A 12,789-nucleotide genomic window follows, 5' to 3' on the forward strand; every position below is an offset into this window, starting at 1 on the left:
GGGTCCTTAACATTGCGCGATGTTCGTCTTATAAATTGAAAATCGTCATTCTTTTCGGTACAATCAATTCCAAACATCGTATGATTCCAACCGAAGGGGCGATCACTTGCGTAAAGATACCAAAACCATCGGCGAGGTGGCCAAGCTGCTGGGCACAACCGTTAAAACCGTCCGTTATTATGACGACATCGCTCTATTGAAACCATCGAGCCACAGCGAAGGCGGACACCGGTTATATACTCCTGAAGATATTTCCCGTCTGCGGCTGATCACAACGCTGCGCTATCTGGACTTCGGCATTGACGAGATCCGCCAAGTAATGGCCGGAGAGATTCAGATTACTACAGCACTCGACTGGCAGATTGAAGCGCTTGAGACCCAGGTCAGTACTCTGACCAATATGATTTCGATTCTGGGCCAAGCCAAAGAGCATGATTCAACAGGCACTTCCCTGCATTATATGAATGAGTTGGTCGACTCTTTGTCCATGAATGCCGATAAGCGAAACCGGTTCATCTCCAGCAAAATAGAAGAAATACAGGCGCTCGGCCAATTGCCGGCCGAATGGCAGGATACCTTTTTATATTTGTTCAATAAATATATTATCAATGAAGTCAAAGTGACGGCTGGGCAGACCGTAGCTTGGAACGAACTGCAAGCGCTTATGAACGAATCGCAGTACCTGGAGGATCTTGTCCGTTACGAACTGCCCTTTTTCAATATGGTCAGGCACCCCCGCGTTCCCGCTGCGGCCTGGATCAGAACGTTGGAGAACATCCGGGTCCGGGTGGAAGCGGCCCTGCAACAAAGATTATCAGCAGACAGTGCTGTTGTACAGACGATTGTTGAAGATTTTGTGATGATGTATGCGAGTCCGGAGCAGTTCGGCGATAAAGCCGCCTTTTTCCGCCAATATGCTCAATCCATGCTTCATGCTCCTACCGAACGGATGGAACGCTTCAATAAACTGTGCCTGCTCCTCAATCCCAAATGGGACGTCGTTGTAAGAGGCAACGCCTTGCTGATGCAAGGATTGCAATGGAAACTCAGGCAGGAGGACGCTCACTCCGCTCCTTGTTGAAGGGTATACTCTGGATGGTCTCCAAGGTTGCGGTCCAAATATTGCAAGGGCTGCCCTTTTAGATAATGGTCAAAAAAATCAAGCGTGTACTCGTTAATTAGCTCATGCGTTCCGCGCACGTCCACCCCTTCCATCCATTCAAACAAGGGAGTGAGCAGATACAGGTCCGAGAAACTCATATGTTTGCTGTGCTTAAAAGTCATCCAATAATTCCCGCTGGCGGTTACCGGCTCATACCGGGCAAACAGCTCATCATAGTAGGCTGCAATCTCTTCCCTGTCCGTCCCTAGCGCGGCAATCTCTGCATCACCGGTGTGGTCCACCCCTTTTAACGTGTCATCGGCACTCATGAGCAGAAAAGGCTTCTTCAAGCCGTCTGCAGGAATCCGCTTTTCACCGTAAAGCACACCATCCATATCAATACCCGCTTGAATTCTGGAATCGTCCAGCAGCATTTGCACCGTCGTGGCTCCCCCAAAGGAATGGCCGAACATGCCCATATGTTCAAGATCGATCCGGCCGGTAAACAGACCGCCAGGGTCATTTGCAGACAATGCCTCGATTTGGTCAAGCACAAACTTCGCATCTTCCACCCAGACTTGATTGCGCTCGTCCATAAAAGAATACTTCATTTGTTCATAGCCCGTCTTGCCTTCCGAATCAAACTTCGCCACATGCTGGTCCGGAAATACGGATGCCACACTGCTATAGGCATGTTCAATCCCTACGACAATATAGCCGTGGCTTGCCAATTGCTCGACTTGAAACGTGTTCTGATTCTTGTAGCCCATAAATCCATGCGAGAACAAAAGCACAGGATATTTAGATTCCGTATCCGCCAGCCCGGCATTCGCAATAGCATGGGTGTTGACCAGTTTCAACCCTGAGAATAAAAACTCCGGCAGCTGCAATAATTCATGCAGTCCTTCTACATACGGAGCAGGATCAGATAAATATGGCGCCGCTTTCCCAGTAGCCTCCGAACTTGCCGGATACCAGATTTGAACCATTAATTCGCGGGAATCACCGGACGCTTCAGTAAACTTTTCTTCCCGTGCAGAATCGGTCCAATGGTAGGTCACTGTTCCTATCGCGTAGGGGCCTGTGGGTTCCGCCAAAGAAAATACAGGGAACAGGAGCGGCAGAACAATGGCCACGGCAGCATAAACCGCCGCAACTCCCCCAAGGAGTACTGTCTTCCATCGCCGCCGCGGCTTGCTTGATGGCCTTGCTGCGGATCGGAAGAAAAGTCTTGCTCCTCCCGCAATCGCCCATAGTGTGATCAGATACACCGGAATCATCGGCCAACGCAACCCTTCCACGAATGCATGGACAAGCAGCAAAACAGCAGAAATGCCGCCGCCTATCAGCCACCCTCGCTGTGATTTGGGACGCCCTAGGGTTAACCGCCCCATCAACAATACATTAAATAAGACAAGCCCGATTTCAATTAATCTCATGATCTATAATCCTCCTTGGATTTCTCTTCTGGCTGCCGACCTGATTCCAAGTATAAAACCTCCTGTTAGAGGAGAATCAACACCTATTTATTCGATGAATGAGGAACCCGCACAAGCAGCGGGCCATCTTCTGAGTAATATGGAGTGAAAGTTAGTTCTCTCTCTCTACTTTCTAAGAGTAGAACTGAGGTGTTTGAAAGAGTAATTAAAGAAATCAGATATAGACCTTTCTCGATTGGGGCGTCGTATCATTTCCTGTTCGTGCGGAACATCCTAATATGGGGAATGGTAAAATGATTTGGAAAACTTATTATTGCTTTACTACTCAAGTGATGTTAAATCAAGTCATGCTCGGAAATGAACATAAAAAAACGACCTTACCTAGATTAACGCTCTAGAGAAGGTCGTTTTTATTATCGCAAGGCTTGTCCTAAGTACTAAGCTCTGTTCGAAGAACCGAACTCACGGATTTTACCAACAACTGTTGCTTTGATTGCGTCACGTCCAGGAACCAAGAATTTACGTGGATCGAATGCTTCGCTGTCTGCTGCAAGAACTTCACGAACTTTTTTCGTGAACTCGATTTGGTTCTCTGTGTTCACGTTGATTTTTGCAGTACCCAAGGAGATAGATTTTTTGATTTGATCTGTTGGGATACCTGTTCCGCCATGAAGAACCAATGGAAGTTGAGTTGATTTGCAGATCTCTTCCATTTCTTTGAATCCAAGGTTTGGTTCGCCTTTGTAAGGACCATGAACAGAACCAAGGGCTGGAGCTAGGCAATCAATACCTGTAAGTTTAACAAGCTCAGCACATTCTGCTGGGTTAGCATAGATAACGCCGTCAGCGACAACATCATCCTCTTGACCTCCAACTGTACCAAGCTCAGCTTCTACAGACACGCCTTTGCTGTGTGCATAATCAACAACTTTTTTCGTTGTTTCAACGTTCTCTGCAAATGGGTGATGCGAAGCATCGATCATAACAGATGTGAAGCCAGCATCGATCGCTGCTTTACATTTGTCGAAGCTTGAACCATGGTCCAAGTGAATTGCAACAGGAACTGTGATTTTCATCTCTTCGATTAGTGCCGCAACCATAGCAGTTACAACTTTGAATCCGCCCATATGACGAGCTGCGCCTTCAGATACACCAAGGATAACTGGAGATTTCTCTTCTTCTGCTGCAGCTAAAATCGCTTGCGTCCACTCCAGGTTGTTGATGTTAAATTGGCCAACCGCATAGCCTTCTTTTAGTGCTTTGATTAACATCTCTTTCATTGATACTAATGCCATGATAAATCCTCCTAGTATGGTTCTTTTTACTGTTAGGGTTTCTTGTCGTTGGTGCGTGATAACAAGAAATGCAGCCGTTAGCAATACTCTCCGCTACAGAATAACAGTATGTCGGTTTAGTTAATATAAATTAACTCACGCATGACAATTATTATTTTACCATAAATATGATTTAATTCCTCTGGAAAATGTGAACGGAATACATTTGAATTTGATCCCATGGTTTATGGGATGGTCTATCTATTGAATTGTGTTCTGTTATTGGTCTGAAATGACCTCAAGCTCGGTACGCAGTACACGCTGTGAGTCGCCGCCAACAAGAATGGCGAAACGTCCTGGCTCAACGACACGCTTCAATTCGCGCGTCACCATTGCAAGCTGATCTTGCCCAATATCGAATTCGACATTGATCATGCTATCTCTCCGATATTCGTAACTTTGACCGATACCCAGCAGTTGTCAGTAGGCCGCATAGAAGAGCAGCTAATATCTAGATTAGTGTATGCAAAGCGGGTATAGCTTAATCCGAATCCGAAAGGGTACTGTGGTAAATGATCCATTTCAACATACCGATGTCCCCGATTCATCCCTTACGAGCACAAGCAAAAATAATTGTGATAGGCGGCATTTGAGTGCTTGACATGTATACAAGCAGGTATATAATGAATGTATTATCCAAATTATTTAAGTTTATTTATTAATTTAATTAAATAGATCGTGAGTGGGTGAATTCATGAAGTCTTTTTTACCGAATGATATTAAAGATGAGAATAGAAAAATAATTTTTGATATTTTATTGCAAAATCCTGAATTGGCAAAAGTCGAGGTCACAGAAAAAACTTCAATGAGCTTTGTTACGGTAAGCAAGATCGTTACCTTTTTTGAACAAATCGGGATATTGACAGCCACTGGTGAAAGTCGGGAAGGATCTGGCGGCCTAGGAAGAAAAAGAACCGTATATAGATTTAATGAAAATAGTTATTCAACAATCGGAATACAGATTATAGGCAACACGATCACGGCTTTACTTATCAATTTATATAGCAAGATCATAGATTCGTATTCCATTGAAACCGATATCCCGTTTTATAGTGATGAGTTTACTTCAATTTTTAAAGAGATTGTGATGCAGCTGAAGGAAAAAGCGAAGGAAATAAATAGTGTTGTCCTCGGTATAGGCGTTGGCGTTGATGGAGCGATCAATACAAGGAAGAAAACGATCCGAATGAGAACCCAGCATAACATGGAAAACGACTTTAATTACGAAGCGATTATTGAGAATCTGAAAGGTGAAGTGAACCTGCCCATTCTTCTGGAGAACGATGTGAACGCTGCGACAGTGGCGGAGTTTCGGAATCTGGAAAATATGGATCAAGCACCGACGAGTCTCGTTCATATTGCTGCAGGTGATGGGGTTGGGGGCGGCTTGATCATTAATAAAGAGCTGCACCGAGGCGTTCATGCAAGCGCGGGAGAGCTGGAGTATATGTGCTTCGATTCGGAATATAAGAGAACGCCGTCATCCGTCGGGTGGCTGGAGAGCAGATTAGGCATTAAGTACTTGTTAAGTACGTATGACTTGAATTCTGCTGAAGACACCGAAGCTTGCATCGATTATATCGCTAAGCATCTCGCTTTAACGATTACGAATGTGATTAGCATATTGGATATCGATCAGATCATTATTAGCGGTAAGACCATAGCGCTGTTTCCGGAACGTATATTGAATCGTACCAAAAGTTATGTTGAGCAATACACGGAGTGGACTCCTACGATTTCAGCGAGTGATTCCCATCAATCAACAGCAATTGGAGCAGCGATACTCATTCTTCAGCAAGAGATGATACATGTCATTTCTGCATAAAATCTAAGGATGTGAACAAGATGCTAAAAATTTTTGATAGTGAAGAGGAAGTAGCTAATGAGATTGCTAGAGAGATGAAAGATCATTTGTTAAACGATGAACATCCGGTGTTCTGCCTGGCCTCAGGAAGTACGCCGCATAAAAGTTATCTGAAATTTGCGAGCGATGCAGAGATTTATTCGAGGATCAAGAAGCTCAACATCGTAAGCTTAGATGAATGGGTTGGAATTGACAGAGACTCCGAGGGTAGTTGCTATCAGATGTTGAATCAGGATCTTTTCTCGCTCGTATCGCTCGACGACAGCCAAATTGAGTTCTTCAATGGAACATCGCCAGATCTGAAGCAGGAGTGTATACGAATTGATCGCTTTATCGAACAACATCCCATAACATTCAGTTTAATGGGCGTAGGCATGAATGGACATATCGGATTAAATGAACCGGGCTGCCCGGTATTAAATCATAGCAGTGTAGTGGAGTTATCGGAAACAACAAGGACAGTCGCCCAGAAATACTTCCATCAACAGACAGAATTAGTGCAAGGAATAACATTAGGTTTAGAGCAGATTGCCAATAGTAAAAGAGTTGTTGTAGCCATTACCGGAGAGAGAAAAGCTGAAATAGTAAGAGAAATATTCTCAAATAAGGAAGCGCTACTGCCTGCTCAGGAATTGCTCGGTTATAAGCATATTGATTTCTATTTGGATTTAGAGGCTGCAAAATATATTAGATAGTATCAAAGATTAGGAGTACAAACATGAGTAATTTTGTGATTGGTGTAGACATTGGAGGTACAAATATTCGAGTTGGATTGGTTAACGGGAATCTTGAGTTGGATCGGAAGGAGACGGCGTTAACGAGCAGTTTCCAACATGTTGATGAGATCTTTAAAGCTGTACAAGCAATGATCGAGAAAGTAGACCATGAACGACAGGCCAATAAGATAGGCATTGTATTGCCTGTCCCCTGGAGCGATCAAACCGAAGTTATCCGTGATGCAACCAACATCCCTTGTCTGGAGAATGTCAATATAGGAATAATCAAGTCTTATTTTCCGGAGTATGATGTTTTTTTCGAGAATGATGTGAATGTCATCACACTACTTGAATCGGATCATGGAGCAGCCCAAGCATATCATCATTCGATATATATAACGGTTAGCTCCGGAATTGGAAGCGGAATCATTCTGGATAAAAAGCTTATCCATGGTGCCCATGGGTATGCCGGCGAGATTGGAAGCATGATTATTTCCGATAGTAAGAAAAATCATTCAACGTTATACAATGGTACGCTAGAATCTCTTTGCAGCGGAAAAGCCTTGGAAGAGGACAGTAAGAGCTTATATGGCAGCCATGCGACGGCGAGTTTACTGTTTGAACAGTATCATCTGAAAGATAAACAAGCAATGGCGGTAATTGATTCATGGATCGAGTACTTTTCCAATGCCATTGTTTCTTTGATGCAAACGATAGATCCGGATATTTTTGTTGTCGGGGGAGCGGTTATTCATCACAACCAATGGCTAATTGATAGCGTAATTGAAAGCGCTAAAAAGAAGGTGCTCCCGCATTTAAGCGACAATGTCAAAATCGTGGTTTCACACTTTGGCCCCGATGCTGGAATTATTGGAGCCGGATATAACGTATACAAAAAAGATAAAGGAGAATGAGGAACAATGAAAAAATTGAAAGTTGCGTTGGTTGGAGCAGGCAGTGTTTCTTTTGCATTAGGTGCACTTAATGATATGGTGCTGTCAGAACGTTTGAAGACGCAAGTTGATCTTGAGATTGTCCTTATGGATATTGTAGAAGAGAATGTGAAAAGAACCCACAAGTATGCAACCGAAATGTTCACTGCATTTTCTCACCCTGCGAAGATCTGGGAAACTACGAATTTGCAAGACGCATTAACAGGGGCTGACTTTGTTATCGTGGCTATTGAAGTGGAGAGATATTTCTACTGGTCCCAAGACTTCCATATTCCACGCCGTTACGGCAGCAAACAGATTTATGGTGAGAATGGCGGCCCGGGATCTATGTTCCACACCCTAAGAAATTTAGGCCCGATGCTGGAAATTGCGAAGACAATGGAAAAAGTATGTCCGAATGCTTGGCTCATCAATTACACAAATCCAGAGGCTAAATTGGTAGAAGCTATTTCTAAATTAACTTCGATTAAAGTGGTAGGCTTGTGTCATGGTCTGGATATGGGAATCGATCAGCTGGCAGAATTTTTGGAGATGGATAAAAGCGAAATCGGCATTGAAGGCGGCGGCCTGAACCACTTCGGCTTCTTCACGAAAATTTGGAACAAGAAGACTGGAGAAGATCTATATCCTCTATTCCATGAAAAGGAAAAGCAAGCGAATCGTATGGCGCATTTTGATCATATTGCATTATCCAGAACGATGTACCGCACATATGGATATTATCCTTATCCAGGAACGAATCATTGCGGCGAGTATATATCCTATGCGGAAGATTTCTATGCAGGATTATCTTTACAGTATCGCTATGATCCAATAAGAGAAAAGCTATGGGAGAAAAATTCAAGAATTCCTGAATTCGTGTATTGTGCTAGCGGTAATAATCTGGATAAGGGTTTATTCACAGAAACAATGACACAAGAGCTCTGGACAGAACAGGCTTATATTTTCGATAAGGAAAAGGTTCATTGCAGCAATGAATATGCTATTCCAATTATCGAATCGATCTTCTTCGACGATGAAATTCAGCTAAACGCGGTTAATATGCAGAATAATGGCGCTATAAAAGGGCTGCCAGATGATATGGTTGTTGAAACACAAGCGATTGTTAACAAAAGTGGAATTGTATTTAAACCAATGACGGTTGAACTGCCAACGGCCATTATTGGAACGATTCATATTCAAGGCACGATCCATAAACTGCTGTTAGAAGCGTATGTAGAAAAGTCGAAAACAAAATTGTTGCAAGCTATTCTGCTTGATCCTCAAGCTCCTACTTATTATCAAGCTTGTGCGATGATCGACGAAATGTGTGAATTGCAGAAGAAGATACTGCCAGAACTAGAGTGGAAATAAGATACTCGATCGAAAATTTCAAGCTTGATGGATAAAGCAAGTGATAAAGATGAAAAAACGACCTTACCTAGATTAATCTCTAGAAAAGGTCCTTTTTTTTAGATGCTTATCCTAAGAACTAACAATTTAAGTGATATTTTTTGGATGGAACATGCAATACACAGGTAAATCGTTGATTTGAGTTTCGCTGCATAAAGTAAATCCAAATCTCTGATACAAATGGACATTTTCTTTATTTTCCGTATCCAGAGCGACTCCATGCGATTTTTGGTCTGTATGTACCGTATTTAACAGATGCTGAAGCAAGGCTTTGCCAATTCCTTTTCCCTGCGCTTCCGGTGTAACTCCAATCATAATGAGGTAGTGATGCGTTAATGAGGGAGCCGCAGATCTTGTGACTCGCATATAGGAATTAAGGAGATTCAAGGCTGTTCTGGATATTTGAAAAAATAATGGAACCAACCTCAGGATTAAGAATAATAATCCTTTCACATTAAGTTTACTTGCTTGTGGCTTCTCAACGATGTAGGTGCCAAGCAACCTTTCATTTTCAAAAACTCCCCACACCTCTTCATGGAGCAGAAAGCTTTTATCAAACATAAAAGAAACAAAAGCTGCCACACGCCTTCTTGCTCTACGGTCTAGTTGCGAATCCCCAAATAAATGCAGGAATAGAGGATCCCGGGCAAATGCCCTGCTCATGAGAGGTACGAATAAGGGCTTATCTGACTTTGTTAGCTTGGATACGCGATACGAAGTACTCATGCTTCTTCACCGGTGTTGGCAATACCATAATGATCCACGGCGAAGCTAAATAACACTTTAAGCAAAAATAATAAGCAGATGGCCAGCATATAGGGCTGTATATTTGGCAGCAGCGGCATACCACCCAGGCCAACAGACAAGAGGATCCCTGCCACGAAGCGTTGTGAAGCCTTTCCGATCAGCGCATTCACGATCAATGCTCCTGCAATCGTATATGCCCACACGCCTATCGAATACCAAATATTCGTATTTAATAAAAGCGCAACAACTACGATATGAAAGTGTATCGCAATGAAAACGATTCGATTCGTTTTTCGGGACGCATAAAAGTTGCTGGTTGAAGCAGTAAAATTGGCTACACACCCGGAAAATATATCGAAAATCAATAATAATGCCAGCACGCTGCGCCACAACGGTAAATGGTCCGTAAGATCAGGAAATATCAAATATAATGCAGTGGTTAGCAGTCCGCCAAAAAGAAGTATGGACAGCATGGACCCGATAGACTGTTTTTCGCCAAAAATATCATGCAAAAATGAAGGAATCCGTATTTGCATCATTTTTATTACACTCCCATCATTAATTTATAGTTATGTACTTAATTGCTATAATAACTACAAAACAATTATATATATGAAAAATCGAAAACACAATAGATTTGTACTGATTTTATTGAATTACTCTAAAACTTAAGCTACACTACAAGTGAGGTGAGCAAGATGAACGGCTACGAACGACGTAAACAGAAAAAAATCGAGCAGATATACAGTGTTTCATTTCAATTATTTTCTAAATTTGGTTTTCAGAAGGTCAGTGTGAACAAGATCGCTCATAAGGCGAAGGTTTCCCCAGCAACGATTTATAACTACTTTGGAACAAAAGAACAGCTCTACACGGATATGCTCATGAATTGGATGGACAAGCAGTTAGAGCAATATGAGCGTATTCTAGATTCAGAGCTTTCTTTTCCTGAGAAGACCAAGGAAATCATGCTGTTGGAGGCCCAAAATTTAAAAATCTTATCGGATGAATTTCCTAAAGTGCCTTCCTCTGAGTTGGGTGGGTTGGTGCAAATGATGGAAAGCTATAACGAGCAGAAGGCCATGCCATTTTTTGCGAAGTTTGTCGCGATTGGGAAGCAAGAGGGGTATATTCATCGAGATCAAACAGACGAGGTAACGATGCTGTACTTCACGATGTACAAGAATGAGCTGGGTCGGTATTGGAAAGAGGCGGATCAAGATCATAAAACTCGGAGTATGGATCAATTGATGCAGTTGTTCTTTTATGGGTTGGTCGGACGGGTGGAGAAGTAGGGGACATCACAAATCGGATTCGCATTTCGAGTTACTTGTTCCACAATACAAGCTTATAACATTTCCCAGCTTAGATGCGTCTAACTAAAAGGAAGCATTGACCAACCAGAGAGAGAGGAAGATAAGATCTATTATATCGATGCCGCTTCAGGTACATTAAAGATGCTCGATACCGCTTCAGGTGCTGTCAAGACGATCGTGAACCAAAAAGTACTGGACGTGCGTCTACATCAAGGCAGCTTCTATTATACGGTGAATGCCAAAGCTATCGATTATCAAGCGGGTGTGTTATATGAATACAAGATTGCAACCGGGCAGAACAAAAAACGTTCGGAACATTCCGTTAGCACTTACTACGTTGGAGGTGCAGGGGCTTATTACACGGCTGATGGCTATGAACCGGGTCTTTATCGCATGAATTCGGATGGTAGCTCTACACGTCTTGCAGCAGACAATATTCGGAACATGATCGTGGCAGAGAATGGCGTAGCGTACACTTTGACGTACGAGAGCGGCATCTATACGGTGAAGTAAGCAGGTATGACAGATCAGCCTCAATGACAGTCAAATGTCAGAGAGGCTTTTTTAACTGTCTTCTTCATCATGAAAGGCGACGGGTCAATGACCAGAATAGAAGAGCCACAGCACTGACTGTAGCACCTAACAGGCATACGCCGTCCCAGCCAAAGGAATCATAGATCATGGTAGACGCGATGGACCCGGTGGCGCTGCCAATGGAATAGAACATCATGTACCCGGCTGTAAGCCTACTGCGTGCCTCGGGGCGTACCGTAAAGATCATGCTCTGGTTGGTGACATGTACGGCTTGCACGGCTAGGTCAAGCAGGATGATACCCACGATTAATGCGAGCAGTGAATGCGGTGTATAATGTATGGGCAACCAGGATGCAAGTAACAGAATTAACGCCACGCCGGTGGTTCTTTGCCCTAAACCTCGATCAGCAAGACGACCAGCTCGTGCTGCGGCTAATGCCCCGGCAGCACCAGCGAGGCCGAACGCCCCAATCGCAGAATGCGAAAGAGAAAGCGGCGGAGCACTGAGCGGCAGCACGAGCGAAGTCCATAGGATGCTAAAAGCCGTAAAGATCATCAGAGCTAGTGCTGCACGGATGCGTAGGATTCGTTCCTGCAAGAACAACGTGAACATAGAGCGAAGCAACTGTGGGTAAGATAACGATTCTCTTTCGGGTTTATCATGAGGCAGCACCCGGAACAATGCACTTGCCATAATGAACGTCAATACCGCAGAGACCAAATAAACTGAACGCCAACCGGCTAAATCCGTTAATACGCCAGCGAAAGATCGCGCAAGTAGAATACCAATGACGATGCCGCTTGTCACGGATCCGACGACACGCCCACGCTCAGCCGGGGCAGCCAACGTTGCCGCGAATGCAACGAGCGTCTGTGTTACGACGGCGAGCAGTCCAACCGCAGAGATGCCGATGAACAATACCGTACTGGAAGAGGCCGTACCCACCACAATCAGTGCCAACACGGATAAAAGCATCTGGCCAGCAATGAGCCATCGTCGATTCAAAAGATCGCCGAGCGGCACGAGCAGGAACAGTCCCAGCGCATAACAAACTTGCGTGATCGTAATAACAATTCCTACGGATGAATGCGTAATGCCGAACTCTTTCGAGATCGAATCCAGCAAGGGTTGTGCGTAATAGATGTTGGCGACAGCCAAACCGCAGGCGATTGCAAATAAGAACGCCACACTGCGAGACATGGAAGATGCGGGCACGGATCTTGGTGTTGTCATGACTTTCATTTCTTCAACATACTTCCCCAAAGATAACGCCTCCTTAAATTTTCGATGGTCCATTCCGATAAATAACGTACTGATCGGTATATAATACTGCTCGACAAATATACCCTCGAAAATTATGAATTGTCAAGGGGTCGTTGTGGATGAGTTTT

The 12,789-nt window shown here is 43.8% G+C and carries 13 protein-coding genes; 7 read left to right on the forward strand and 6 right to left on the reverse strand.

Translation table 11 applies throughout. The annotated features are described in order from the left end of the window. Nucleotides 1–106: 106 nt before the first annotated feature. Nucleotides 107–1,081 carry a MerR family transcriptional regulator gene (locus BVG16_RS08720; RefSeq protein ID WP_078498166.1) on the forward strand — a complete coding sequence of 325 codons (975 nt, stop codon included), beginning with the start codon at nt 107–109 and terminating at the stop codon, nt 1,079–1,081. Here the strand turns inward: BVG16_RS08720 and BVG16_RS08725 are convergent. The 3 genes from BVG16_RS08725 to BVG16_RS32750 all read right to left on the reverse strand — a co-directional run bounded on the left by BVG16_RS08725 (nt 1,063) and on the right by BVG16_RS32750 (nt 4,250). Continuing rightward, nucleotides 1,063–2,541, reverse strand: coding sequence for an alpha/beta hydrolase family protein (locus BVG16_RS08725; RefSeq protein WP_078498167.1), 1,479 nt, complete (start codon nt 2,539–2,541; stop codon nt 1,063–1,065). The genes BVG16_RS08720 and BVG16_RS08725 overlap by 19 nt on opposite strands. 437 nt (nt 2,542–2,978) lie before the next feature. Next, nucleotides 2,979–3,836 carry a class II fructose-bisphosphate aldolase gene (locus BVG16_RS08730; RefSeq protein WP_078498168.1) on the reverse strand — a complete coding sequence of 286 codons (858 nt, stop codon included), beginning with the start codon at nt 3,834–3,836 and terminating at the stop codon, nt 2,979–2,981. Between the two features lie 258 nt (nt 3,837–4,094). Then, a complete protein-coding gene (locus BVG16_RS32750) occupies nt 4,095–4,250 on the reverse strand; it encodes a hypothetical protein (protein ID WP_158081652.1) in 156 nt (51 codons plus the stop codon). A 319-nt stretch (nt 4,251–4,569) separates the two neighbouring features. On the opposite strand from BVG16_RS32750, the gene BVG16_RS08735 reads away from it, so the two are divergent. From BVG16_RS08735 to BVG16_RS08750, 4 genes are read left to right on the forward strand one after another with little or no spacing between them, the layout of a single operon-like run. Further along, nucleotides 4,570–5,700, forward strand: a complete 1,131-nt coding sequence (locus tag BVG16_RS08735) for an ROK family protein (RefSeq protein WP_078498169.1) — start codon at nt 4,570–4,572, stop codon at nt 5,698–5,700. 20 nt (nt 5,701–5,720) lie between these two features. After that, on the forward strand, nt 5,721–6,434 hold the full coding sequence (locus BVG16_RS08740; RefSeq protein ID WP_078498170.1) for a 6-phosphogluconolactonase: 714 nt from the start codon (nt 5,721–5,723) through the stop codon (nt 6,432–6,434). 23 nt (nt 6,435–6,457) lie between these two features. Further along, a complete protein-coding gene (locus BVG16_RS08745) occupies nt 6,458–7,369 on the forward strand; it encodes an ROK family protein (RefSeq protein ID WP_078498171.1) in 912 nt (303 codons plus the stop codon). A gap of 6 nt (nt 7,370–7,375) precedes the next feature. Beyond that, nucleotides 7,376–8,761 carry a family 4 glycosyl hydrolase gene (locus tag BVG16_RS08750; RefSeq protein ID WP_078498172.1) on the forward strand — a complete coding sequence of 462 codons (1,386 nt, stop codon included), beginning with the start codon at nt 7,376–7,378 and terminating at the stop codon, nt 8,759–8,761. Nucleotides 8,762–8,887: 126 nt separating this feature from the next. Here the strand turns inward: BVG16_RS08750 and BVG16_RS08755 are convergent, their stop codons facing one another. Further along, entirely contained in the window at nt 8,888–9,382 is a 495-nt protein-coding gene (locus BVG16_RS08755; RefSeq protein ID WP_233146939.1) for a GNAT family N-acetyltransferase, read from the reverse strand. 140 nt (nt 9,383–9,522) lie between these two features. Then, a complete protein-coding gene (locus tag BVG16_RS08760) occupies nt 9,523–10,086 on the reverse strand; it encodes a hypothetical protein (protein WP_078498174.1) in 564 nt (187 codons plus the stop codon). A 159-nt stretch (nt 10,087–10,245) separates the two neighbouring features. On the opposite strand from BVG16_RS08760, the gene BVG16_RS08765 reads away from it, so the two are divergent. Further along, a complete protein-coding gene (locus tag BVG16_RS08765) occupies nt 10,246–10,842 on the forward strand; it encodes a TetR/AcrR family transcriptional regulator (protein WP_078498175.1) in 597 nt (198 codons plus the stop codon). 126 nt (nt 10,843–10,968) lie between these two features. Beyond that, a complete protein-coding gene (locus BVG16_RS08770; RefSeq protein ID WP_269845587.1) occupies nt 10,969–11,376 on the forward strand; it encodes a DUF5050 domain-containing protein in 408 nt (135 codons plus the stop codon). A gap of 67 nt (nt 11,377–11,443) precedes the next feature. Here the strand turns inward: BVG16_RS08770 and BVG16_RS08775 are convergent, their stop codons facing one another. Beyond that, nucleotides 11,444–12,640 carry an MFS transporter gene (locus BVG16_RS08775; RefSeq protein WP_078498496.1) on the reverse strand — a complete coding sequence of 399 codons (1,197 nt, stop codon included), beginning with the start codon at nt 12,638–12,640 and terminating at the stop codon, nt 11,444–11,446. Nucleotides 12,641–12,789 lie beyond the last annotated feature (149 nt).

It is taken from the genome of Paenibacillus selenitireducens, from assembly GCF_002021565.1.
In the GTDB taxonomy this organism is placed as follows: domain Bacteria; phylum Bacillota; class Bacilli; order Paenibacillales; family Paenibacillaceae; genus Paenibacillus_K; species Paenibacillus_K selenitireducens.

Bases quoted from the DNA above. Each gene is read 5' to 3' on its own strand.
- BVG16_RS08725 (WP_078498167.1), bottom strand. From the start codon at position 2,541: ATGAGATTAATTGAAATCGGGCTTGTCTTATTTAATGTATTGTTGATG.
- BVG16_RS08730 (WP_078498168.1), bottom strand. From the start codon at position 3,836: ATGGCATTAGTATCAATGAAAGAGATGTTAATCAAAGCACTAAAAGAA.
- BVG16_RS32750 (WP_158081652.1), bottom strand. From the start codon at position 4,250: ATGATCAATGTCGAATTCGATATTGGGCAAGATCAGCTTGCAATGGTG.
- BVG16_RS08735 (WP_078498169.1), top strand. From the start codon at position 4,570: ATGAAGTCTTTTTTACCGAATGATATTAAAGATGAGAATAGAAAAATA.
- BVG16_RS08740 (WP_078498170.1), top strand. From the start codon at position 5,721: ATGCTAAAAATTTTTGATAGTGAAGAGGAAGTAGCTAATGAGATTGCT.
- BVG16_RS08745 (WP_078498171.1), top strand. From the start codon at position 6,458: ATGAGTAATTTTGTGATTGGTGTAGACATTGGAGGTACAAATATTCGA.
- BVG16_RS08750 (WP_078498172.1), top strand. From the start codon at position 7,376: ATGAAAAAATTGAAAGTTGCGTTGGTTGGAGCAGGCAGTGTTTCTTTT.
- BVG16_RS08760 (WP_078498174.1), bottom strand. From the start codon at position 10,086: ATGATGCAAATACGGATTCCTTCATTTTTGCATGATATTTTTGGCGAA.
- BVG16_RS08765 (WP_078498175.1), top strand. From the start codon at position 10,246: ATGAACGGCTACGAACGACGTAAACAGAAAAAAATCGAGCAGATATAC.
- BVG16_RS08775 (WP_078498496.1), bottom strand. From the start codon at position 12,640: ATGAAAGTCATGACAACACCAAGATCCGTGCCCGCATCTTCCATGTCT.